Raw genomic sequence first — 23,844 nt, 5'->3', positions numbered from 1 at the left:
CGAGATCGATTGCGACAATGAAAGGAAGGCCCGCGGGTCGGGCCTGAAACGATGACGATGCACCAGATGATTCAAGAGGCGGCCGCCTTCGTGCGCGCCCGCGGCTTCGGCGGCCAGTTCGATGCGGCTTTCGTGCTCGGCACGGGGCTCGGCACCCTCGTGGACGAAGTGACCGATGCGGTGAGCCTGCCCTATGCCGAGATTCCGCATTTCCCGAGAAGCGGCGTCTCCGGCCATGCGGGCAAGCTCGTCGCCGGCACGCTCGAAGGAAAGCGGGTGCTGCTGTTCCAGGGCCGCGCGCATTACTATGAGACAGGCGACGCGGGTGCGATGCGCCTGCCCGTCGCTTTCGTGAAGGAGCTGGGCATTTCGGTTCTCGTTGCGACGAACGCGGCCGGTTCCGTGCGCGCCGACATCCGCCCCGGAAGCCTCGTGGCGATCAGCGATCACCTCAATCTCTCGGGCGGCAATCCGCTGCTGCGCGATCACACGGAAGGGCGCTTCGTCTCGCTCACCAATGCCTATGACGCGGATCTGCGCCAAGTGCTGCAGCGTGCCGCCACGAAGAGCGGAATCGCGTTGCCCGAGGGCGTCTATGCCTGGCTGTCCGGTCCGAGCTTCGAGACGCCGGCCGAGATCCGGATGGTGCAGATCCTCGGCGGCGATCTCGTCGGCATGTCGACGGTGCCGGAGGTGATCCTTGCGCGCTATTACGGCTTGAAGGTCGCCGCCGTCTCGGTCGTCACAAACCTCGCGGCCGGAATCGAGGGCGCGTCGCCCTCGCATCAGGAAACCAAGGATACGGCGGCCGAGGCGTCTGAGAAGTTCAAGCGTCTCATTCGGTCCTTCGTTGCGGAGCTCTCTCATGTCTGATGCGCAAACAGCAACGCGCGCCCTGCGCAGTCTCGATCTCACCGATCTCACGGATAATTGCACCGATCAGGCCATCGATGCGCTGTGCAAGAAGGCGCTCGATCCGCATGGGCCGGTGGCGGCCGTGTGCGTGTGGCCGCAATTCGTGAAGCGGTCGCAGGAGAATCTCAGGGGCTCGCCCGTGCGCATCGCCACGGTGGTGAACTTCCCCGCCGGTGGCGAGGATGTGAGCCGCGTCACCGACGACACACAGGAAGCGCTCTCCGACGGCGCCAACGAGATCGACCTCGTGCTGCCCTATGAGGCCCTGCGCCGGGGCGATGTTGCCGTAGCCGCCGAGATGGTGGAGGCCGTGCGCGATCTCGTCGACCAGGGGCGTCTGCTCAAGGTGATCCTGGAGACGGGCGAGCTGAAGGATCCGAAGCTGATCGCGCAGGCGAGCCGTCTCGCCATCGACGCGGGCGCAGATTTCATCAAGACCTCGACCGGAAAGACGCCGGTTTCGGCAACGCCCGAGGCAGCCGAGATCATGCTCGAGGCCATCAAGGCATCCGGCAAGCCTGTCGGCCTGAAACCCTCCGGCGGCATCCGCACCGTCGCAGATGCGAAGATCTATCTCGATCTCGCCGACCGCATCATGGGGTTCGGCTGGGCAACGCCACAGACATTTCGCATCGGGGCGAGCAGCGTCTACGACGCGCTGATCGCCGCCATCGAAGGACGGGCCGGAACGACGGCCGCCGGAACCTACTGACATGACGCTTCTTCCGCAGGAAATCATCCGCCACAAGCGCGATGGCGGCACGCTCGATCCCGCGCATATCGAGCATTTCATCGAAGGTCTCACGGCGGGGCGCGTCACCGAGGGCCAGGCGGCATCCTTCGCCATGGCGATCTTCTTCCGGGGGCTCTCCGTGCCGGAGCGCGTGGCGCTGACGCGCGCGATGATGAATTCCGGTACGGTGCTCACCTGGGACCTGCCGGGTCCGGTGCTCGACAAGCACTCGACCGGCGGCGTCGGCGATACGGTCAGTCTCGCGCTCGGTCCCGCAGTCGCGGCCTGCGGCGGCTACGTGCCGATGATTTCCGGACGCGGGCTCGGCCACACGGGCGGCACTCTCGACAAGTTCGATTCCATTCCCGGCTACGTGACGCAGCCCGATCTCGACACGTTCCGGCGCGTCACGCGCGAAGTGGGCTGCGCCATCATCGGCCAGACGGCCGATCTCGCGCCGGCCGACAAGCGACTCTACGCCATCCGCGACGTGACCGCGACGGTGGAATCCATCGACCTCATCACCGCGTCCATTCTCTCGAAGAAGCTGGCTGCCGGCCTGCAGGGCCTCGTGATGGACGTGAAGTTCGGCTCGGGCGCCTTCATGGACAATGCCGACGACGCGCGGAAGCTCGCCGAGAGCCTGGTGCTCGTCGCCAACGGCGCGGGCCTGCCCACGAGCGCGCTTCTCACCGACATGAACCAGTCGCTGGCCTCCGCCGCAGGAAACGCGGTCGAGATGGCCTATGCGGTCGATTACCTGACGGGCCGCCGCCGCGAGCAGCGCTTCCACGAGGTGACGGTGGAACTCTCCGCCGAGATGCTGCTGCTCGGCAAGCTCGCCGCGACCATCGAGGAGGCGCGCGAGAAGATCGAGCATGCGATCGCCTCCGGCAAGGCGGCCGAGGTTTTTCAGCGCATGGTGACCGCGCTCGGCGGTCCCGCAGATTTTCTGGAGAACCATCAGGCGCATTTGCAGGCTGCGCCCGTCATCAAAGCCATCCATGCCGAGAGTTCCGGCATCGTGCAGAAGGTCGCCGCGCGTGCGGTCGGCGTTGCCGTCGTGGCGCTCGGCGGTGGCCGTACACGGCCGCAGGATCCGATCGATCATGCGGTGGGCCTGACGGATCTCGCGGCTATCGGCGAGACCGTCGATGCATCGCGCCCGCTCGCCATCGTGCATGCGCGCAGCGAGGAAGCCGCCGAGGCTGCGGCGCGCGCCGTTCGCGCCGCCTATACCATCGGTGACGGCGAGGCCGCTCCCGGACCTGCCATTCTGGAACGGATCGGAGCAACCGCATGAGCCTTCTCGTTGCCGTCACCTGGGAAACGCAGCCCTGGGTCGAACGTTTCACGCGCCATCTGCCGGATCGGGACATCGTCGTGCTGGGCGAGGACTTCGACAGGAGCGCCGTCCGCTACGTGGCGACCTGGGGACCGAAGCCGGGAAGCTTGTCCGGCCTGCCCAATCTCGAAGCGATCTTCTCGCTCGGCGCAGGCGTCGATCACCTGATGAGCTATCACGATCTCCCAGAAGTGCCCATCGTGCGCGTGGCGCAGGACGATCTCACCCATCGCATGAGCGAATACATGGTGCTGCACTGCCTCATGTATCTGCGCGAGCAGCGCCGCTTCGACGAGGACCAGAGGGCCAAGCGCTGGAATCCGGATCGCGCTCCTCCGATTGCCGGGGACGTGCGCGTCGGCATCATGGGCTTCGGCGTGCTCGGCCAGGATGCGGCGCGCAAGCTGAAGGTGATGGGCTTCGACGTGGCCGGCTGGAGCCGCACGGCGAAATCCGTCGAGGGCTTCGAGGTCTATGCGGGCGAAGAGGGGCTGACGCCTTTCCTCAACCGCACCGACATCCTCATCGCCCTCATGCCGCTCACGCTCGAGACCAAGGGCATTCTCAACCGCTCCCTGTTTGGGAAACTCGCGCGCGACGGCCGGCTCGGCGGACCTGTCCTGATCAATGCGGGACGCGGCAAACTGCAGGTGGAATCCGATATCCTCGCCTGTCTCGACGACGGGACCCTGATGGCCGCCACCCTCGACGTGTTCGAGACCGAGCCCCTGCCGGAAAACTCTCCGCTCTGGACGCACCCGCGCGTGACCATCACGCCGCACAACTCGGCGACGAGCGAGCCGGAAGCGACGGCGCGCTACATCGCGCAGCAGATCCGCCGCCATGAGGCGGGCGAGGCGTTCGAGAACGTGGTGGATAAGAAGCGGGGTTATTGACGCGCGGCATTCCTTATTGGTCATCCCGTCCGAAGCGCAGCAAAGTTCGGGACCAAATGCCGAATGAGGCTCTGATCTCCCTCTCCCTGAGGGAGAGGGTTGGGGTGAGGGGTTACAGGCCTATCCGGAGAAGACACTAACCCCTCACCCGGACCTCCGGTCCGACCTCTCCCTCAGGGAGAGGTATTCCTGCGCCACACCTGTCGAGTGATCCCGGGACTGCGCAGTCCGGAACGACAGTGGATCAGCCCAACCGCTTGATCGAACTGATCGGCCCGTAGCTCGTCCTGCGGATGCGTTCTTCCGCGACCGACAGCGGCTCGATCATCACGGTCATGCTGTGGCCGGTGGCGTGGATGAAGTTCGTTTCGTCCATCATCAGGCCCACATGGCCCTTCCAGAACACCAAGTCGCCGCGTCTGAGGCCGCTTAGATTCGGCTTCACCTCGACCGAGGAGCCGAGTTCGCGTTCCTGCATGTCGCTGTCGCGCGGGGCCTTGATGCCGGCGGCTGTCAGCACGGTCTGGGCAAGCCCCGAGCAGTCGATGCCGAGGCTCGTCTTGCCGCCCCAGAGATAGGGCGTGTGCAGGAAGCGCTCGGCCACGTCCACATAATCCGTCTCGAAGACATTGAGCCCGCTCAGGTGCGCGGCGAAGACCCAGCCGCCGGCGGCGAGGCGCGCGTAATTGCCTTCCGTTTCCGTGACGGCGACCTTGGAGTTCAGCGTCAGGTAATCTTGGAAGGGCAGCTTCAGGTTGGGGCCCGGATAGACGAAGGTGCGCACCGCACTGACCTTGTGCGTCGGTTCCGGTCCCGGCTCGCCGAGAGCTTCGCTCGGCAGGTAGCCCACATAGCCGTCGTGGTGGAGCTGCACCCAGGCCCAGCCCTCGTGCTCGTCGTAGACCGTCACGCTTTCCCCAAAGATCGCCTGCGTGTCCACCGGCGCATCGCGGGACGGGTGGCGATGCAGAGGCGAAAAGGTCGTGACGACGCGCTTGCTTGTGCCGGTCGTGAAGCGCCCGGCCGCGACCTGCCCGCGCAGGCGCTCATCGGCGAGATCCTCCCGGACGGGCGTGGTGCGGCGGTCGAAACTCATCGGGGCAGCTCCTGAACGGTCATGCGGTCTTCTAGTCTCTTCGGCACTACGATGCCATCGGCTCAGGAGCCGTAGCGTTCCTTGAGGAGAGCGTACATGGCGCGCGCCGCCTGAACCTCGCCGCCTTCGGGGCGCGCCGGCTTGGTGGAGCTGTTCCAGGCGAAGATGTCGAAATGCACGTGCGCCTTGGCGGCCGATACGAAGCGGCGCAGGAACAGGGCCGCGGTGATCGACCCGCCCATGGGCCCGCCGGTGTTGTTCATGTCGGCGAACTTGGAATCGAGCTGGCTCTGGTAGGGCGCCCAGAGCGGCATGCGCCAGACGGGGTCGTTCACGCCTGAGCCGTGGCGGGCGATGTCGGCCGCGAGCGCATCGTCGTCCGTGTAGAACGGCGGCAGTTCGGGGCCGAGCGCCACGCGGGCGGCGCCGGTCAGGGTCGCAAAATCGACGAGAAGGTCCGGGCTCTCCTCGTCGGCCAGCGCCAGGGCATCGGCCAGGATGAGCCGGCCCTCCGCATCCGTGTTGCCGATCTCGACGCTGATCCCCTTACGGCTCGCGAGAATGTCGCCGGGACGGAAGGCGTTGCCGGAGATGGAATTCTCGACGGCGGGGATCAGCACGCGCAGGCGCACGGGGAGCTTGGCGTCCATGATCATGGAGGCGAGCGCGAGTGTTGCGGCCGCGCCGCCCATATCCTTGCGCATGAGCAGCATGGACGAGGCGGGCTTGATGTCGAGGCCGCCGGTGTCGAAGGCGACGCCCTTGCCGACGAGCGTGACGCGCGGCGCATCCGCCTTGCCCCAGGTGAAATCGATGAGACGTGGCGGTGTGGCTGACGCGCGCCCGACCGCGTGGATCATCGGAAAGTTCTGCGCAAGCAGATCGTCGCCGACGATGCTGGTGAAGGTGGCGCCGTGTGTCTCCGCGAGCCGGCGCGCGGCCGCCTCGATGCCGTCGGGGCCGAGGTCGCTGGTCGGTGTGTTGACGAGATCGCGGCTCGTCACGACCGCGTTGGCGATGTGCGAGACCTCCTCGGCATCGACGCCCTTCGGCGTCACGAGGCGCACGGATTTCTCGCGGCGTGTGCGATAGCGGTCGAAGCTGTAGCTGCCGAGCAACCAGGCGAGCGCGGCGAGCGTCGGGTTCGGCGCATCGGTCTCGAAGCGATAAACGCCGTCCGGCAGGAGCGGCGGAAGCTTGCCGACGAGAAACGGATCGTTGTGCCTGGAATCCGCGCCGTTGAGGCCGAAGAGGACCCCCATGAGGCTGCCATCCGCATCGGGCAGCAGGCAATGGCTCCCGGCTTTGCCCTCGAAACCCTGCGCCTTCGCGAAGCCCTGCGCGAGTTGCGGGAGCTGTCCTGCGATGTCCGGCCATGTCTGCTCGGTGACGAGCCAGATCGGCTTCGAGGCATCGGTCGCGGAGGCGAGGAGGGGATGGGGCATTGGCTTTGACCTAACGGTGGACGAATTGCGGAACAGCTTCAAAGGGTGGCGGAATGCGCATCATCCGATCGCGTGTTCGCGCACGATGCGTGCGAGACCTGCGATCAGGGCGTGCTGCATGTCCTTCGTCTCCGCCTTGATGCCGTGGCGCCTGAGGGCGTGGATATAGAGTTCCGCGCGTTCGGGTGCGGCCAGGATGGTGACGGAGGAGGGACGGCCGAATTGCGACAGCGCGCCGTTGATCTCGTCGCCCGTCAGCAGGCCCGACAGGTAGGGTGCGAGCAGATTGCTGTTCATGCGACCCGAGACCACGGACGCGCGGGCGCTGAACAGGAGATGCAGCAGGCCGACCCTGTTATCGCCGCTGTTGCGCTGTGCCGCATCGAGGCCGAGGTCGAAGCCCCTCGGGTCTTCCGGTTCGGTGGCCGGGCGGCCGATCATGGAATGCTCGCGCAAGAGCGCGTACATCTCGCCGGTCATGTAGGTGGCGAAGCGCTCGATGCGGCCATTGCGCATCTCGATCCATTTCGGATGCGTGCCGGCGGAGCAGATCAATCCGTTCTCGATACCCGCACCGAGAACCAGCGTTTCCTCGCCGCGCATCACGTCGACGGCACCGGGCGCGGGCTCGCAGAACAGGCCGGGGATGATGTAGCCCTTGCGGCCGTTCTCCAGATCCACCGGCGCGAGCGCCCGGGCGATCTCACTTGGGCCTGCTGGGCAGGCGGCATAGGGCGCCTCGACCCAGCCCTCGCGGCTCCCCACCATGCCGACGAGCAGAACCGGTGCGTCCGGCTCCGCATTCAGCCAAGGGCCGCATTGGCGCAGGAACACGTCGCGATGCTGGCCTTTTCGGAGGGCCGACACGCCCTCGTCCGACGAGACCTGATCGAGAATGGTCTCGTTCTCGATCAGATAGCCACGAAAGCGGGTCGTACCCCAGTCGGCGACGATGAAGCGCAAGATCGATGATCCTCGGTTAACGCGTTCCGTACATGCGGTCGCCGGCATCGCCGAGTCCCGGCACGATATAGCCGTGGTCGTTGAGACGCTCGTCGATGGAGGCGGTCCAGATATGCACGTCGGGATGCGCGCCGCGCAGCTTCTCGATGCCCTCGGGGGCGGCAAGCAGGCAGACGAAGCGCAGGTCCTTGGCGCCGCGCTCCTTCAACCGGTCGATGGCCGCGACGGCCGAGTTCGCGGTGGCCAGCATCGGGTCGAGCACCAGCACCATGCGGTCGGCGAGATCGGACGGGGCCTTGAAATAATATTCGACGGCCTGGAGCGATTCCGGATCGCGGTAGAGGCCGATATGGGCGACGCGGGCGGCGGGAACCAGGGTGAGCATGCCGTCGAGGAAGCCGACGCCTGCGCGCAGGATGGGGGCGAAGACGAGTTTCTTGCCGGCGATCTGCGCGCCTTCCATCTTGGTCATCGGAGTCTCGATCTCGATGCGCTCCATGGGCAGGTCGCGGGTGACCTCGTAGCAGAGCAGCATGCCGATCTCGTTGAGGAGCTGGCGGAAGCCCTTCGTCGAACGCTCCTTGTCCCGCATCAGGGTCAGCTTGTGCTGAACCAGCGGATGATCGACCACGGTGACGCCCTGCATGTTCTTTTCCTCTTTGATCGTCGGATGCTGATTCATTTAAAGCATCGGACGTGAATGCGAAGCCATCCGGTGCTCTAAGGTTTTGCGCGTCTCCACACGCAAAACCGGTTCTTAACGTGCGCGTTCGAAGCTTTAAAACACCGTCCCGTCGCTGATCACGCTGAGAGGAGGCGAGCCGTCGCCGCGCTTCTCCTTCGCGAGCCTGCGCCCCGTCGCCCAGGTGCCGCCTTCCAGCACCTTGGCGAGAGGGAAATCCTTCGCGGCGAATCCTAGCTTCGCGCGGATCGGTTCGGCAATGCGGTCGAGAAGGGCCACGGTCAAGGCCCGCCATTCCACCACGAGCTCGGAATCGACCGCGTGGGGGCGGGTTGCATCCGCCGGATCCTTCAGGGCGATCACGCCCGTATCCAGAAACAGTCCGCCGTTGCGATACTCGGGCAGGCCCGTAAGCCCGTCGATGTCCACCACGGTGAGGCCGGCCCATTCAAGCGGCTCGATCAGGGAATAGGAGAGCCATTGGGAGAGCTTGTGGAAGGGGATCAGCCCCGTCGTGACATCCGGCGCGTCGACCAGGGGATGGCGCCATGTATCGCCGAGATCGACCCCACCGAGCGTGATCCGGCCCGGCCAGATCGGCCCGAGATGGGTGAGCAGCGCCTCCAGGATCGAGGTCGCCCGGATGTTGCCGTCCTGCTCGGTCGCCGCGATGACGTCGACGAGGCCTCCCGGACGAGGATCGTCGACCTGCCCGAAAATGTCGGGATTCGTCGCGACCACGCGGCCGAGACGGTTCAGCAGGGCGGCGCGGCCCTCCAGCCCGACGAGCGGGTTGTCGGCCGAGACCTGGAAACCTTCGGCCAGATCCTCGGGTGTGAGGGTCATGAGCACATCGGCGTCGACGCGGAACGGATCCTCGGGCTTGCTCGAGAAGGCGCCGCTCATGAACATGTCGAAGCTGGCGACCGCCAGGCCTTCGGACCGGGTGTAGGTTTCGCCCGTGCGGCCTTCCTCGTAGCGCCACTGCGCCCCCGCGCCCGCATCGAGCAGGACGGACACGATGGCGAGATCGAAGGCGGCACGGGCCATGTCGGCGGCGGTTTCCCAAGGGGCGCCGTGCATCACCGCATCCCAGCGGTCATGGCCGCCGGCGGAGAAATGGCGCCATCGGGCATGAAACGGGATATCGAGCGACGGATAAGCCTCGCGGATCGTCTTGACGACCTCGTCGGCGCAAGCCTCAAGGCGTCCGGGATCGACCGTGAAATGCCGAAGTCGGCCTTCGAGCCCCACCCGCAGGAGCTGGTGCGACCGTTCGCGGACGGCAGCGGCGGAGAGAAGGCTTCGCGCGGCTTGGGTTTCTGGAGACAGGTCAGGCTGGTCGGTCACACAGGGCTCCGGTGCTTTCGGATCGCGAGCGATAGCATAGTATCGGCCGAGCGCAGCATCCCGTCGCCCGGCCCTTTGACGGGAAGGTTAAAAGCCAAGCGTCAGAACCGCTCCAGGTCGCGGCCCTTCACCTGCGTCAGCTCGGCCGGGTCGGGCGCGCCGTCCGGCGTGTAGTAGCCGGCGGCCTTCTTGGCTTCCAGCTCCACCTGCGCATCCGGCGGCACGAGCTCGGCCGGGATCGGCACCCGCTCCACGACCTCAATGCCGGAGCCGGTGATGGCGTCGTACTTCATGTTGGACATGGACATGAGCCGGTCGATGCGGCGAATGCCCAGCCAGTGCAGGACATCGGGCATGAGCTGCTGGAAGCGCGCATCCTGCACGCCGGCCACGCATTCGGTGCGCTCGAAATAGGTGGCGGCCTGGTCGCCGCCCTCCTGGCGCTTGCGGGCATTGTAGACCAGGAACTTGGTCACTTCGCCGAGCGCCCGGCCTTCCTTGCGGTTATAGGCGATGACGCCGACGCCGCCCGCTTGCGCCTCCCGGACGCATTCCTCGATGCCGTGCACGAGATAGGGCCGGCAGGTGCAGATATCGGAGCCGAACACGTCGGAACCGTTGCACTCGTCGTGGACGCGGCAGGCGATGCGGGTCTTGGGATCGCTCAGGCGCGACACGTCGCCCACCACATAGACCGTGGTGTTGCCGATGGGCGGCAGGAAGACGCTCATGTCCGGCCGGGTGACGAGTTCCGGGAACATGCCGCCGGTCTGCTCGAACAGGGTGCGGCGCAATTCGCCCTCGGAGCAGCCGAAGCGCTGGGCGATGCCCGGCAGGTGCCAGACCGGATCGACCGCGATCTTCGTGACAGAGATGTCGCCCGATTCATGGAGGAAGCCGCCATCGGCCTCGAGGCGCTTCGCGCCCATGGCGGAGAGGATTTCCGGCATGTTGAGCCGGGCCTTGGTGACCGCGATGCTGGGCCGGATGTCGAGGCCGCCGGCGATCTCGTCCTTGTAGATCTGGCCGACCATGTGGCCCCAAGGGTCGAGGGAGACAATCCGGCCCGGCTCGAGCCATTGCGGATGCGGGCCGATCTCGGCGGTCGGATGGGTGTTGTGGAGGTCCGGCCGTGCCAGAGGATTGAGGGCGCGGGCCGAGATGGCCAGGGCCCGGTACAGGGAATAGGAGCCGCCATGGGCGCCGATCACGTTGCGGTCGGCCGGATTGGTCACGGTGCCGATGATCGGGCCGCGCTCCTGGGGATCCTGGGCCCCCCATCTGATCGGATGCTTGATGGTGCCTGCGTTCGGCTCGGGGTGGGAGGTGAGCCGGATATGGGTCGAGCGGTTAGGCGAGCTCATGAACAATCTTCCACGCGAAAACGGGAAGACTCCCACAACGGATCGTCGGAGAGCCTCCATACGATCTATGGAAGACTGATCCAAAGTTTCGGTGCCGTCAATGCCGCCCGCCCAAGGTGCGGCAGCTTGGCCCTTTTCGAGGGTCAGAGCCAGGACATCCCCTTGCCTGGATTTCCGACACCCAGATGCCGCAGCACGCTCGCCCCCATATCGGCAAAGCTCTCCCGCCGTCCGATGGCGTTCTGCGCCACACCCCGCCCGAAGCTCAGGATCGGGACGTGTTCGCGTGTGTGGTCGGAGCCGCGCCAGGAGGGATCGTTGCCGTGGTCGGCCGTGACGATGACGAGGTCGCCGTCCTTAAGCGCCGCTTCGATCTCAGGGATGCGCCGGTCGAACGCTTCCAGGGCGGCGGCGTAGCCGGGAATGTCGCGGCGATGGCCGAACTCGCTGTCGAAATCCACCAGATTGGCGAAGACGAAGCCACCGTCGGGCAGGTCCCTTAGCGCCGCGATGGCGGCGGACAGGCAGGCATCGTTGCCGTTCGGCTTGATTTCCTTGCCCGTGCCGCGATGGGCGAAGATGTCGCCGATCTTGCCGACGGTGACCACGGAGCGGTCCGCCTTTGTGAGCGTGTCGAGAATGGTGTCGGAGGGCGGCGGCGTGGCGAAATCCTTGCGGTTGCCGGTGCGCTTGAAGCCCGTCTCGGGCGAGCCCACGAAGGGACGGGCGATCACGCGGCCGATCTTGTATGCGTCGCAGAGTTCGCGCCCGATCCGGCAGAGGTCGTAGAGGCGCTCCAGCCCGAAGGTTTCCTCGTGGGCGGCAATCTGCAGCACGCTGTCGACCGAGGTGTAGACGATCGGCTTGCCGGTGCGCATGTGTTCGGCGCCGAGTTCGTCGATGACGGCGGTGCCCGAGGCATGCTTGTTGCCGAGAATGCCCGGAAGGTTGCCGCGTTCGATGAGTGCCGCGGTCAGCTCTTCCGGGAAGGACGGAAGCGTGTCGGGGAAGTAGCCCCAATCGAAGGCGACGGGAACGCCTGCGATCTCCCAATGGCCCGAGGGCGTGTCCTTGCCCTTGGAGGTCTCGACCCCATAGCCCCAGGCACCTCTCAGCGCACCCTTCGGATCGAGATTTGGCGGCATGCGCCCGGTCGAGGCTTCGCAGGCGAGGCCGAGGCCGAGCGCCGTCATGTGCGGCAGGTCGAGCGGACCCTGGCGCAGCCCGGCCCGGCCGCCGCCCCCTGCCGCACAGGCCTCCGCGATATGCCCGCCCGTGTCGGCCCCGGCATCGCCATGGGCGGGCGCATCCTTCGCCCCGCCGATACCGACGGAATCGAGCACGATGAGTAGAGCGCGAGGCATTCGCAAAGTCCTTCAAGACACGGGAATCATGAGTGATACGGCATTACGGCGAAAGATGCGATGCTCTCCTACGGGGAGGTGACCGCCACAATTGGGGGGCTGATCCCGAAAAGCCTATTCCCGAACGGCGTCCGATGCCGCCGTTTCGAGGTTGAAGGCTGCGGCGAAGAGGGCCTTGGTGTACTCGGTGCGGGGGGCCGCGAAGATGCTCTCGGCCGATCCTTCCTCGACGATCCTGCCGTTCTGCATCACCACCACGTGGTTCGCGAGCGCCCGCACCACCTTGAGATCGTGGCTGATGAACATGTAGGCGAGATTGCGCCGCTTCTGGAGATCGCGCAGCAATTCGACGATCTGCGCCTGCACGGACATGTCGAGCGCCGAGGTCGGCTCGTCGAGCATGATGAATTGCGGCTCGAGCGCCATGGCGCGGGCGATGGCGATGCGCTGGCGCTGGCCGCCGGAGAATTCGTGCGGATAGCGGTCCATGGTGGACGGGTCGAGGCCCACATCCTGCAGGGCGCGCGCGACGATGTCGCGCCGCTGCGCGTAGGTGAGGCCTTTGTCCTGAACAAGCAGCCCTTCCTCGACGATCTCGGCGATGGACATGCGGGGAGAGAGGGAGCCGTAAGGGTCCTGGAACACCACCTGCAGATCCTTGCGCAGCGGCCGGATCTCCTTCCCGCGCATGCCGTCGATGCGGTTGCCGAGAAACACCACGGGGCCTTCCGACTGCACGAGGCGCAGGATCGCAAGGCCGAGCGTCGTCTTGCCGGAGCCGGATTCGCCCACCACGCCGACCGTCTCGCCCCGGCGCACGCGCACCGACACGCCGTCGACCGCCTTCACATGGCCGACGGTCTTTTGGAAGAAGCCGCGCTTGATCGGGAACCACACCTTGATCGGCCCAGCATCGACAATGACGGGCGCGTCCTTCGCCACCGGATTGGCGCGGCCCTTCGGCTCAGCGGCGAGGAGCTTTTGCGTGTAAGGGTGCTGCGGATTGCCGAACACTTCCTCGACCGTTCCCTGCTCGACGATCTTTCCCTTCAACATCACGCAGACACGGTCGGCCACTTTTCGCACGATGCCGAGGTCGTGGGTGATGAAGAGCATCGACATGTTGAGCCTGCTCTTCAACTCGGCGAGCAGCTTCAGGATCTGCGCCTGCACCGTCACGTCGAGCGCGGTGGTCGGCTCGTCGGCGATGAAGAGGTCGGGCTCGTTGGCGAGCGCCATAGCGATCATCACGCGCTGGCGCTGGCCGCCGGAGAGTTGGTGCGGATAGGCGTCGAGCCGCGTCTCCGCATCGCGGATGCCTACGAGAGCGAGAAGCTCGAGCGTGCGGGCGCGCGCCTGGCGGTCCGAGAGACCGCGATGCAGCTTGAGGATCTCACCGATCTGCCGCTCGATGGTGTGGAGCGGATTGAGCGAGGTCATCGGCTCCTGGAACACCATGGTGATGTCGTCGCCGCGGACTTTTCGCATCTCGTCCTCGTCGGCGGCGATCAGATCCTTGCCCTTGAACAGGATGCGGCCCGAGGGATGATGCGCGGACGGGTAGGGCAGGAGCTTGAGCGCCGACAGGGCCGTGACGGACTTACCCGAACCGGATTCGCCCACCAGCGCCACCGTCTCGCCCGGCATGACATCGAAGGACACGCGGTCGACAGCCAGCATGTCGCCACCGCCCTGGCGGAAGGCGACGGAGAGGTCTTGGACGGAGAGGAGAGGCTCGGTCATCGGAACGTCTTCCGCGGATCGAAGGCGTCGCGCACGGCTTCGCCGACGAAGATGAGGAGGCTGAGCATGATGGCGATCACGAAGAAGCCCGCGAGGCCGAGCCATGGCGCCTGAAGGTTGGCCTTGCCCTGCGCCAGCAGTTCGCCGAGCGACGGCGAACCCGGCGGCAGGCCGAAGCCGAGGAAGTCGAGGGATGTGAGCGTCGTGATCGAACCGTTGATGATGAACGGCATGAAGGTCAGCGTCGCCACCATGGCGTTCGGCAGGAGATGCTTGAACATGATGGTGCCGTTCGACAGGCCGAGCGCCCGCGCGGCGCGCACATATTCGAAGTTTCGCGCGCGCAGGAACTCGGCGCGCACCACGCCCACGAGCGACACCCAGGAGAAGAGCAGCAGGATGCCGAGCAGCACGAAGAAGCTCGGCGTGATCACGGCCGAGATGATGATGAGAAGATAGAGCGAGGGGATCGCGGTCCAGATCTCGATGAAGCGCTGGAACAGGAGATCGGTCCAGCCGCCGTAATAGCCCTGCACCGCGCCGGCAAGGATGCCCACGATGGACGAGATGCCGGCGAGCGTCAGGCCGAACAGCACGGAGATGCGGAAGCCGTAGATGAGGCGCGCCACCACGTCCCGCCCCTGGTCGTCGGTGCCGAGCCAGTTCCACTCGATGTCCTTGCAGCCGGTGCCGCCGGTGCGCTCCGCGATGGGGCGGCATTGCTCGTCGGTGAGCATCCATGTGGGGGGCGCAGGCGCCGGGACGGGCAGGTCGAGGTTGTGGGTGTTGTAGGAAAAGCGGACCGGCGCCCAGAGCAGCCAGCCGTTCTCCTGGATCTCCTTGGCGATGACCGGGTCGCGGTAATCGGTCTGCGCCAGGAAGCCGCCGAATTTCTCCTCCGGGTAATCCACGAAGGCGGGATAGAGCAGCTCGCCCTTGTAGGAGGCGAGGATCGGCTTGTCGTTGGCGATCAGCTCGGCGAAGAGGCTCAGGACAAACAGGACCATGAAGATCCAGAACGACCAGTAGCCGCGACGGTTGGCCTTGAAGTTCTGCAGGCGCCGCCGGTTGAGCGGCGAGAGCTTGATGAAGCCTTGCCGGGGCAGGGGAGGCGCCACGGGCGAGGATGCCGGCGAGACGACGGGCACGTTCTCGTTCATCTCACGCCTCCCTGGTCTCGAAATCGATCCGCGGATCGATCCAGGTATAGGTGAGGTCGGACACAAGGTTCACCGCGAGCCCCACCAGCGAGAAGATGTAGAGATTGGCGAAGACCACCGGATAATCGCGGTTCACGATGGACTCGAAAGACAGGAGTCCGAGGCCGTCGAGGGAGAAGATGGTCTCGATGAGAAGCGCTCCGGCAAAGAAGGCGCCGATGAAGGCTCCCGGAAAGCCCGCGATGACGATGAGCATGGCATTGCGGAACACGTGGCCGTAGAGGACCTGGCGCTCGGATAAGCCCTTCATGCGCGCCGTGAGCACGTATTGCTTGCGGATCTCGTCGAGGAAGGAGTTCTTCGTCAGCAGGGTCGAGGTGGCGAAGGCACCGAGCGCCATGGCGGTGATCGGCAGCACGAGATGCCAGAAGTAGTCGGCGATCTGCCAGTACCAGGGCATGAGCGACCAGCTTTCCGACGTGAGGCCGCGCAGCGGGAAGATCTGCCAGAACGAGCCGCCGGCGAAGAGCACGATCAGGAGGATCGCGAAGAGGAAGCCGGGAATGGCATAGCCGATGATCACGACGGCGGAGGTCCAGATGTCGAAGGAGGAGCCGTCCTGCACGGCCTTCTTGATGCCGAGCGGGATCGAGATCGCATAGGACAGAAGCGTCATCCAGAGACCGAGGCTGATGGAGACGGGCAGCTTCTCCTTGATCAGTTCGAGAACCGAGATGTCGCGAAAATAGCTCTTGCCGAAATCGAAGCGGGCATAATCCCACAGCATCTTCAGGAAACGCTCATAGGCCGGCTTGTCGAAGCCGAACTGCGCCTCGAGCTGCTTGATGAATTGCGGATCGAGCCCCTGTGCGCCGCGATAGCGGGAGGTGTCGCCGCCGCCCGCGCCCGCGCCGCCGGGGCTCTGAACCCCGAAATCGCCTCCGCCGCCGGAGATGCGGGATGAGGTGCCGGTATCCTGTCCCTGCAGCTGCGCGATGATGCGCTCGACGGGGCCGCCGGGGGCGAACTGCACCAGGGCGAAGGAGATGAGCATGATCCCGAGGATGGTGGGGATCATGAGGAGAATGCGGCGTGCGATATAGGCGAGCATCAAGCGCCTGCGGATTTGGGGCCGATGCGGCCAAGGTGAGTGTCGTTGAAGCCGGATGAGTATTTCAAGCCGTAGCCCAGTACGCGGTCGAACCCGATATGCGCCGCCCAGATGGCCGCGAGACCGAGACAGAGAGCATTCGCCGACAGCCATCCCGATCCCGCCAGGATGGCGGGGCCAAGGGTGGTGTGGAGGGCGTTGTAGAAAACGGCTCCTGGCTTGGGGCCCGCCGTATAGGCCGCGAAGCTCAGGTCGGGCGTGAAGAAGAGAACGGCATAGAGCCACCAGGAGAGGCCCATATGGGCAAACGCGGCCGTGGCCAGGACGAAGAGGGCCAGTCCCTCGAGCCGCAGGATCAGGCGGGGCATGTCCGCCTCCCTCTGTGTCGTCAGCGTCGTGTCCAAGCCTTATCCTCTTCCGATCCGCTTCGCCTTCTCGGCATCGTACCACCAGGTCCCCGGTGCTCCCGAGGTGAGACGGGGCTTGGTCTCGGGGCGCGAGAACTGGTCCCAATAGGCCAGCCATTCGCTGGCCCGGTACCACATGGGGACCCAATAATGGCCCGAACGGAGGACCCGGTCCAGGGCGCGGCAGGCGACGTTCAGCTCCTGGCGCGACTTGGCGTTGCCGATCGTCTCGATGAGGGCATCCACGGCCGGGTTGTCGATTCCGGCGATGTTCTGCGCGCCCGGCCTCTTGCCGGCGGCCGACCCGTAGACGATGCGCAGGCTGTCGCCGGGCGTGGAGGAGCCGACGAGATTGCGGCTCGCCATGTCGAAATCGTACTCGTCCATCCGGCGCTGATACTGCGCCGCGTCGACGATGCGCGAAACGGCATCGATCCCGAGCCGCTTCAGGTTCGCCTGGAAAGGTTGCGTATGCGGCTGAAGCGAGGGCTGGAAATCGAGGAACTCGATCCGGAAGGGCTGCCCGTTCGGCAGCTTGAGCACTCCGCCCTCGCGCTTGCATCCGGCTTCGCGCAGGAGCTCGTCGGCGCGGCGCAGAAGCCGCCGGTCTTGGCCCGACCCGTCGGACACGGGCGGCAGGACGGGATCGCCGAAGACGCTGGCCGGCAGCCTGTCGCGGAAAGGTTCGAGCAGCGCCAATTCCTCCGGCGATGGCTTGCCCACCGCCTTCATGTCGCTGTTCTCGAAGAACGAGGTCGTGCGCCGATAGAGGCCGAACATGATGTTGGCGTTCGTCCATTCGAAGTCGAACGCGAGACCGATGGCCTCGCGGATGCGCGGATCCTTGAAGGCGTCCCGGCGCAGGTTGAAATACCAGCCCTGAATGGTCGAGGGCGCGTCGTTCGAAATCTCTTCCTTCTTCACCTTGCCTTCGCGCACGGCCGGAAAGTCGTAGCCCGTCGACCAGATGCGGGACGTGAATTCCTCGTTGTAGTTGAGCGTGCCGTTCTTGAAGGCTTCGAAGGCTACCGTGCGGTCACGGAAATACTCGTAGCGGACATGCTCGAAATTGTTCTGTCCCACATTCACGGGCAGGTCCTTGGCCCAGTAATCCGGAACGCGGTCGAACTCGATGAAGCGCCCGACCTCGAAGCGACCGACCTTGTAGGGACCCGAGCCGAGCGGCGCTTCCAGCGTGGAGGCCTCGAAATCCTTCCCATGCCAGTAGCGCTCGGAGAAGATCGGCATGCCGGCGACGACGAGATGAATGTCGCGGCTGCGCTGCGGCGTGAACCGGACGCGCAGGACATCGTCAGCCTCCGCCTCCGCCGCTTCCATCTGGGTCAGGAGCTGGTTGAAGACCGGATGCCCCTTGGTCTTCAGGATGTTGAGCGAGAACGCCGCATCCTTCGCGGTCAGCTTCGAGCCGTCGTGAAAGCGCGCCTCCGGGCGCAGGATGAACCGGTAGGTGAGCTTGTCGTCGGAGACGCGAACGCTCTTCGCCACGAGCCCGTACAGCGCGTCCGGCTCATCGCCCGAGCCGGCCATCAGGCTGTCGTAGGTGCCCGTCATGCCGGCCGCGCCGTCGCCGCGCAGCACGAAGACGTTGAGCGTGTTGAAGGTGTCGAAGTTCTGGTTGCCCGTGGTCTGCTTGATCTGGATCGCCAGCGTGCCGCCCTTGGGCGCATTCGGGTCGACGTAGTCGAAATGCCTGAAGTCCGGCGCGTATTTCAACTCGCCGAAGCTCGAGAGGCCATGCGTCTCGGTTTCGCCTTCCTGTGCCAAGCCGATGCGCGGCAGCAAGGAAAGAGCGGCACCTGCCGCTCCCGTCCTGAGGATGGTCCGGCGGCTGATGTCCCTCATCGCGGCGCTCCCGTCTTGGCGGCCTTGGCTTCGTCGTACCACCAGATGGTCGGGAAGGCGGCGCCGCCGTAGCGCGGCATCGTCTCGGGATGGGAGTAGCGGTTCCAGCGCGCCGTGCGCTGCTTCAGCGACGTCCATTGCGGAACGACATAGTCGTGGGCGAGCAGGACGCGGTCGAGCGCCTTGGTGGCGGCGACGAGATCCTCGCGGTCCGTGGCGAAGATCACCTTGTCGATCAGCGCGTCGACACCGGGATCGGCGATGCCGGCGAGGTTGCGCGAGCCTTCCCTGCTGGCCGCCTGCGAGCCCCAGAACTCGCGCTGCTCGTTGCCCGGCGAGAGCGATTGCGGCCAGAGGCCGGTGGCGATGTCGAAGTCGAACGAGCGGGTGCGGTTGGTGTATTGCACGTCGTCGATGGTGCGCACGCTCGCGGCGATGCCCAGACGATCAAGAGAGGCCTTGTAGGGCAGGAACACGCGCTCCTCGTTGGGGCTGCTGCTGAGCAGCTCCACGCTCAGGACCTCGCCCTTGGCGTTGACGCGACGGCCGTTCTTCACCTCCCAGCCGGCTTCCTTGAGCAGGCGGTCCGCCTCGCGCAGATTGTTGCGGATCGTCTCGGGCGAGTCGTTGACCGGATTCTTGTAGGGCGTCGTGAAGACGGAAGCCGGGACCTTGTCGCGGACGCTCTCCAGGATCTCCAGCTCCTTGCCCTCGGGCAGACCCGAGGAGGCGAGGTCGAGCCCGTAGAAGTAGCTCGAAGGGCGCTCGTAGAGGCCGTAGAAGATCGTCTTGTTCAGCTCCTCGAACGGGAAGGCGAGATTGAAGGCCCGACGGACGCGCTGGTCCTTGAACTTCTCGCGCCGCATGTTGAGCACGAAGGCCTGCATGACGCCCGTGGCGCGGAACGGAAACTCCTCAAGGACCACGCGGCCTTCCTGCCGGGCCGGGAAATCATATCCCGTGGCCCAGTTGCGGGCGCTGTTCTCGGTGCGGAAGTCGAGGCGGTCCGCCTTGAAGGCTTCGAGCAGCACCGTCGCGTCGCGGTAATACTCGTAGCGGATCTCGTCGAAGTTGTTCTGCCCGACATTCACGTTGATCTTTTCGCCCCAGTAATCCTTCACGCGCTCATAGGTGGCGTTGCGGCCCGTGTCGAAATTCTTGAGACGGTAGGGGCCGGAACCGAGCGGCGGCTCGAGCGTGGTCTGCGTGACGTCGCGCTTGCGGCCGTCCGGGGCGGTGCCTTCCCACCAATGCTTGGGAAGGACCATCAGCTGGCCCATGATCTGCGGCAGCTCGCGATTGCCCTTTTGATTGAAGGTAAACTTGACCTCGCGCTCGCCCGTCTTCTCGGCCTTCGTGACGTTGGCGTAGTAGAAGGCATAGGTGGGGCTGTTGGCCTTCAGGCTCTCGAAGGAAAAGATCACGTCGTCCGCCGTCACCGGTTGGCCGTCGTGCCACTTGGCTTCCGGGCGCAGGCGGAAACTGACGGAGGAATAATCCTCAGGGTAGGAAAAGGATTCGGCCAGCAGGCCGTAGGCGGCGTTCGCCTCGTCGAGGGCGGAGGTGGTCAGGGTTTCGTAGATCAGGCCGAGCCCCTGCTCGGGCGATCCCTTCACGCCGGCGACCACGATGTTGAAGCTGTCGAAGGTGCCGAGCGCGCCCAGGCGCACCAGCCCGCCCTTGGGGGCGGTCGGGTTGACGTAGTCGAAATGCGGGAAGCCTTGAGGATATCTGGGCTCGTCGAGGAGGGCCGCGCCATGCCGCCATGGGGTTTCCTGGGCTGCGAGGGGGGTGAAGGCGAGGCAGGCCGCGAGGAGGCTCGGCAGAAGGGTACGGATCACAAGGCGTCTCCTGAAGGGGCGAGGCGTCTGTCGTCAGCTTACATTTTGGGCGCAGCAGGTCGAGCGCAAGGGATGAACTGTAAATGCCGCAAGCGCCCAAAAGAAAAGCCGGGCGTGAGGCCCGGCTTTCCGAAAAGTGATCGATGCGAATGACTTACTGGGCGGCCGGCAGCGGAACCGGGCTGTCGGAAAGGGTCCGCAGGTAAGCCAGCAGGTCCGCCCGGTCCTTGGCTCCGGCAAGTCCCGCGAAGGCCATGATGGTGCCGGGCGTCGCCTGTTTCGGATTGTGGATGAAGGCGTCCAAGGCCTCGTATGTCCAGTCGCCGCCATGGGCCTTCATGCCGGCAGAGTAGTTGAAGCCTTCATGCGAGGCGACGGGGCGTCCGACGATGCCGTAGAGGTTCGGGCCGACCTTGTTCGCGCCGCCCTTCTCGAGGGTGTGGCAGGCGGCACACTTCTTGGACTGGGCTTGGCCCTTGGCCGGATCGGCGCTGGCCAGAAGGACCGGCAGCGGCTGCGCCGGCTCTGCGGGAGCGGCGGCTCCACCGGCGGCCGCCGCTTCGGGGGCCGGGAGGTCGTATCCGGGGACAGCGGGCTTATGGGGAGCAAACAGGCCGCCGGCGATAACGTTCACGCCGACCACGAAGAGAAGCGAACCGAAAACGGCGCCCGCGATCTTATTGGTCTCGATATTCATCAGTTAGGCTCTCCTCGCCTTCGTACACCGGCGAAATCAGCGCAGCAGAACGGATCCGCGGGCGGACGCCCACGACAGGGCCGTTGCTTAGCCGTAGTGATGGGGTTTTGACAATGGGGTTTCCAGGAGTTTTCGCCGTTCTCGTGGTCGCAGCACCGGTCCCGGACGCGGCGAACCGTCCGAAGCTTCGGTTCCCGCCCGGGACGAAGGGCTCCGCCTTCCACTTTCATGCCCAATGTTCTAAGGACGCGCAGTTTCCCTGAAGAACGCACCATGTCCTATCCCATCGTCCTGATTCCTTCCCGCCTCGCCGCAACCCGTCTGCCGAACAAGCCTCTGGCCGAGATCGCCGGCGAGCCCATGATCGTCCATGTGTGGCGCCGGGCCATGGAGGCGGGAATCGGGCCCGTGGCCGTGGCGACCGACGCGCCCGAGATCGCCGAAGCCGTGGCCAGGGTCGGGGGGCGGGCGGTCATGACCCGGTCGGACCACGCCTCCGGGTCCGACCGCATCTTCGAGGCTGTGGAAAAGCTCGATCCGGACGGGCGGCATGACGTGATCGTGAACGTCCAAGGGGATTTTCCGACCATCGACCCGAAGGCAATCGCGGCCGCTGTCTCTCCCCTGCAGGACCCCGCCGTCGATATCGCGACGCTCGTCTACCCTATCGAGCGCGAGGACGAGAAGGTGAATCCAAACGTCGTGAAGATGGTGGGAACCGAGATTTCGCCGGGTCGTTTCCGCGCCCTTTACTTCACGCGGGCTACGGCCCCGACCGGCGAGGGGCCGCTCTACCATCACATTGGCGTCTATGCCTATCGTCGCCCTGCTCTGCGGCGCTTTGTCGAGCTTCCTGCCTCGCCTCTGGAAGTCCGGGAGCGCCTGGAGCAGCTCAGGGCCATCGAGGCCGGCATGCGCATCGACGCGGCGGTCGTCGACGATGTGCCTTTCGGGGTCGACACTCCGCAGCAACTGGAGGAAGCGCGCGAGATCCTCGCCGCGCGGAGGACATCATGAGCAAGCTTATTTCCTTCCAAGGTGAGTTGGGCGCCAATTCCCACACGGCCTGCTCGGAGGCGCGTCCCGACTGGGAGCCTCTGCCCTGTCCGACCTTCGAGGACGCCCTGGCAGCCGTGAACGAGGGGACGGCAGGCCTCGCCATGATCCCCATCGAGAACTCCATCGCCGGGCGCGTCGCCGACATCCATCATATGCTGCCGACCTCCGGGCTGCACATCCTCGGCGAGCATTTCCTGCCGATCCACTTCCACCTCATGGCGATCCCGGGCGCGGATCTCGGCACCGTCAAGGACGTCTACAGCCACGTCCATGCCCTGGGCCAGTGCCGCAAGATCATCCGCAAGCTCGGGCTGAAAGCCCATGTGGCCGGCGACACCGCGGGCTCGGCCCGCGAGGTGTCCGAGTGGAAGGATCCGACCCGGGCCTCGCTCTCGCCCCGCATGGCGGCCGATATCTACGGCCTGAACATCCTGGCCGAGAACGTGGAAGACGAGGCGCACAACACCACCCGCTTCGTCATCCTGTCCAAGACGCCGTATTGGGCGCCCAAGGGGCAGGGGCCGACCGTCACGTCCTTCGTGTTCCGCGTCCGCAACCTGCCGGCCGCGCTCTACAAGGCCCTGGGCGGGTTCGCGACCAACGGCATCAACATGACGAAGCTCGAGAGCTACATGCTCGAAGGCGAGTTCCTGGCGACGCAGTTCTACGCCGAGGTGGACGGCCACCCGGAGGACGCGAACCTCAAGCGAGCCCTGGAAGAGCTGGAATTCTTCTCCCGCGAATTGCGCATCCTCGGCGTCTACCCGGCCGATCCGTTCCGCGAGAAGATCAAGGAAGCCGCCGAGTGACCATCCGCATCCGCGACGCGGTCGAGGGTGACATCGAAGGAATCGCCAGGGTTCACGTCCAGGGCTGGCGGGAATCCTACAAGGATTTCCTGCGTCCCGAGGCGCTGGCAGGTCTCTCCGTCGAGGAGCGGATGCGGATGTGGCAGGGCGCCTTTGCGGAGCCGGATCCACGGGCCAGGCTACTCGTCGCGCAGGCGGACACAGGCGAGATCGTCGGTTTCGCCCGTGGCGGGCCGATTCGCGAGGGGGCCGAACAGCTCGGCGCCGAGGCCGAAATCTTCGCCATCTACCTGCTCGACAAGGTCAAGCGCCAGGGCATCGGCCAGAGGATGATGCGCGGCGTCTTCGCTCACTTGAGCCAGCACGGCTTCCGCTCGGTGGGCCTCTGGGTGCTCAAGGACAACCTGTCCGCCCGCCGCTTCTACGAGGCCCTGGGCGGGCAACCGGGCGCCGAGCAATCCTTCGACCTGCGCGGCCAGATGGTCGCCGAGGTCGCCTATCGGTTCGAGTTGAAGTCGAAGCGTTAGGGCCTCTGTCACCCCCGGCTCATCCCTGCATGTTCAGCTGGGAATGACGCGCCTCATGCAACTCCTTCCACGTCATGGCCAGGCCTTGTGCCTGGCACCCCGCGTCTGGGAGGCGCCCCGCCGTTCCGATCGGGATCACCGGCACGAGGCCGGTAATGACGTCAATGGGATGACCAAGCGAACGTTATGTTCTCACTTTGTTCTTGACAGGGCGGACAAGCTCGGCTATATCGTCCGCATCCCCGCCCGCCGAGGGGCGCGCTCGCGGGGCGTCAGCCAGTGCGGGGCGGGAGGGGGTCCCGCCGCAGGCCTCGCACGCCTGTGGTCGCGGGAGGTCGACCTTGGGCGCTCCCCAGCTGGTCCACCTGAAAAGAACCGCGTGCGAGGCGCCGTCCGGCTCTTCCACTCTCACTCTCACAGCGAGCCGGGCGATGCACCGCACCCTCCCTCGACTGACCTTCAGGCTCGCAGCAC

Annotated in this window: 21 protein-coding genes; 7 read left to right on the top strand and 14 right to left on the bottom strand. The window is 65.6% G+C overall.

Annotated elements, in window-relative coordinates; all coding sequences use genetic code 11:
• The first annotated feature begins 51 nt into the window (after positions 1-51).
• The 4 genes from H0S73_RS21320 to H0S73_RS21305 are packed head-to-tail and all read left to right on the top strand — an operon-like array spanning position 52 to position 3,889.
• Positions 52-873 (top strand): purine-nucleoside phosphorylase, encoded by an 822-nt coding sequence (locus H0S73_RS21320; RefSeq protein WP_281369185.1) that lies wholly within the window; start codon positions 52-54, stop codon positions 871-873.
• Positions 866-1,627 carry a deoxyribose-phosphate aldolase gene (deoC, locus tag H0S73_RS21315; protein ID WP_181054015.1) on the top strand — a complete coding sequence of 254 codons (762 nt, stop codon included), beginning with the start codon at positions 866-868 and terminating at the stop codon, positions 1,625-1,627. Before H0S73_RS21320 ends, deoC begins: the two co-directional genes overlap by 8 nt.
• Position 1,628: 1 nt before the next feature.
• Positions 1,629-2,951, top strand: coding sequence for a thymidine phosphorylase (deoA, locus tag H0S73_RS21310; RefSeq protein WP_181054014.1), 1,323 nt, complete (start codon positions 1,629-1,631; stop codon positions 2,949-2,951).
• Complete coding sequence (locus tag H0S73_RS21305) at positions 2,948-3,889, top strand: 2-hydroxyacid dehydrogenase (protein WP_181054013.1); 942 nt, start codon at positions 2,948-2,950, stop codon at positions 3,887-3,889. The genes deoA and H0S73_RS21305 overlap by 4 nt, the downstream gene beginning before the upstream one ends.
• A 244-nt stretch (positions 3,890-4,133) precedes the next feature.
• Here the strand turns inward: H0S73_RS21305 and H0S73_RS21300 are convergent, their stop codons facing one another.
• The 14 genes from H0S73_RS21300 to H0S73_RS21235 all read right to left on the bottom strand — a co-directional run bounded on the left by H0S73_RS21300 (position 4,134) and on the right by H0S73_RS21235 (position 20,975).
• Positions 4,134-4,985 carry a C40 family peptidase gene (locus tag H0S73_RS21300; RefSeq protein ID WP_181054012.1) on the bottom strand — a complete coding sequence of 284 codons (852 nt, stop codon included), beginning with the start codon at positions 4,983-4,985 and terminating at the stop codon, positions 4,134-4,136.
• 62 nt (positions 4,986-5,047) lie between these two features.
• Positions 5,048-6,430, bottom strand: a complete 1,383-nt coding sequence (locus tag H0S73_RS21295) for a leucyl aminopeptidase family protein (protein WP_181054011.1) — start codon at positions 6,428-6,430, stop codon at positions 5,048-5,050.
• Between the two features lie 60 nt (positions 6,431-6,490).
• Positions 6,491-7,393, bottom strand: coding sequence for a 2-dehydro-3-deoxygalactonokinase (locus tag H0S73_RS21290; RefSeq protein WP_181054010.1), 903 nt, complete (start codon positions 7,391-7,393; stop codon positions 6,491-6,493).
• A gap of 16 nt (positions 7,394-7,409) precedes the next feature.
• The gene (gene upp / locus H0S73_RS21285) at positions 7,410-8,039 is read right to left on the bottom strand and encodes a uracil phosphoribosyltransferase (protein ID WP_009494571.1); all 630 of its coding nucleotides are present in this window, start codon (positions 8,037-8,039) and stop codon (positions 7,410-7,412) included.
• A gap of 132 nt (positions 8,040-8,171) precedes the next feature.
• Positions 8,172-9,425 (bottom strand): DUF1688 family protein, encoded by a 1,254-nt coding sequence (locus H0S73_RS21280; RefSeq protein ID WP_181054009.1) that lies wholly within the window; start codon positions 9,423-9,425, stop codon positions 8,172-8,174.
• Positions 9,426-9,526: 101 nt separating this feature from the next.
• Complete coding sequence (locus H0S73_RS21275; RefSeq protein ID WP_181054008.1) at positions 9,527-10,789, bottom strand: GTP cyclohydrolase II; 1,263 nt, start codon at positions 10,787-10,789, stop codon at positions 9,527-9,529.
• A gap of 143 nt (positions 10,790-10,932) precedes the next feature.
• A complete protein-coding gene (locus tag H0S73_RS21270) occupies positions 10,933-12,153 on the bottom strand; it encodes a phosphopentomutase (protein ID WP_181054007.1) in 1,221 nt (406 codons plus the stop codon).
• 114 nt (positions 12,154-12,267) lie between these two features.
• Complete coding sequence (locus tag H0S73_RS21265) at positions 12,268-13,896, bottom strand: ABC transporter ATP-binding protein (RefSeq protein ID WP_181054006.1); 1,629 nt, start codon at positions 13,894-13,896, stop codon at positions 12,268-12,270.
• Positions 13,893-15,056: an ABC transporter permease gene (locus H0S73_RS21260; RefSeq protein WP_181054005.1), complete on the bottom strand. Its 1,164-nt coding sequence runs from the start codon at positions 15,054-15,056 to the stop codon at positions 13,893-13,895. Before H0S73_RS21260 ends, H0S73_RS21265 begins: the two co-directional genes overlap by 4 nt.
• Position 15,057: 1 nt before the next feature.
• Positions 15,058-16,167: a microcin C ABC transporter permease YejB gene (locus tag H0S73_RS21255; RefSeq protein ID WP_181054004.1), complete on the bottom strand. Its 1,110-nt coding sequence runs from the start codon at positions 16,165-16,167 to the stop codon at positions 15,058-15,060.
• Positions 16,167-16,535 (bottom strand): DUF4260 domain-containing protein, encoded by a 369-nt coding sequence (locus H0S73_RS21250; RefSeq protein WP_181054003.1) that lies wholly within the window; start codon positions 16,533-16,535, stop codon positions 16,167-16,169. Before H0S73_RS21250 ends, H0S73_RS21255 begins: the two co-directional genes overlap by 1 nt.
• A 39-nt stretch (positions 16,536-16,574) precedes the next feature.
• Positions 16,575-18,437 carry an extracellular solute-binding protein gene (locus H0S73_RS21245; protein ID WP_181054002.1) on the bottom strand — a complete coding sequence of 621 codons (1,863 nt, stop codon included), beginning with the start codon at positions 18,435-18,437 and terminating at the stop codon, positions 16,575-16,577.
• On the bottom strand, positions 18,434-20,278 hold the full coding sequence (locus H0S73_RS21240) for an ABC transporter substrate-binding protein (protein ID WP_181054001.1): 1,845 nt from the start codon (positions 20,276-20,278) through the stop codon (positions 18,434-18,436). The genes H0S73_RS21245 and H0S73_RS21240 overlap by 4 nt, the downstream gene beginning before the upstream one ends.
• Positions 20,279-20,432: 154 nt before the next feature.
• Positions 20,433-20,975, bottom strand: a complete 543-nt coding sequence (locus tag H0S73_RS21235; protein ID WP_181054000.1) for a c-type cytochrome — start codon at positions 20,973-20,975, stop codon at positions 20,433-20,435.
• A 273-nt stretch (positions 20,976-21,248) separates the two neighbouring features.
• Between H0S73_RS21235 and H0S73_RS21230 the strand changes: the two genes are divergently transcribed.
• The 3 genes from H0S73_RS21230 to H0S73_RS21220 are packed head-to-tail and all read left to right on the top strand — an operon-like array spanning position 21,249 to position 23,370.
• Positions 21,249-21,992 (top strand): 3-deoxy-manno-octulosonate cytidylyltransferase, encoded by a 744-nt coding sequence (locus H0S73_RS21230; protein ID WP_181053999.1) that lies wholly within the window; start codon positions 21,249-21,251, stop codon positions 21,990-21,992.
• On the top strand, positions 21,989-22,843 hold the full coding sequence (locus H0S73_RS21225; RefSeq protein ID WP_202049841.1) for a prephenate dehydratase: 855 nt from the start codon (positions 21,989-21,991) through the stop codon (positions 22,841-22,843). The genes H0S73_RS21230 and H0S73_RS21225 overlap by 4 nt, the downstream gene beginning before the upstream one ends.
• Positions 22,840-23,370 carry a GNAT family N-acetyltransferase gene (locus H0S73_RS21220; protein WP_181053998.1) on the top strand — a complete coding sequence of 177 codons (531 nt, stop codon included), beginning with the start codon at positions 22,840-22,842 and terminating at the stop codon, positions 23,368-23,370. Before H0S73_RS21225 ends, H0S73_RS21220 begins: the two co-directional genes overlap by 4 nt.
• The last annotated feature ends 474 nt before the right edge of the window (positions 23,371-23,844 follow it).

The organism is Microvirga mediterraneensis, assembly GCF_013520865.1.
GTDB classification, from domain to species: Bacteria; Pseudomonadota; Alphaproteobacteria; order Rhizobiales; family Beijerinckiaceae; genus Microvirga; species Microvirga mediterraneensis.
The sequence above is the reverse complement of the archived record's forward strand: the minus strand, read 5'-3'. Positions and strand labels throughout refer to the sequence as shown.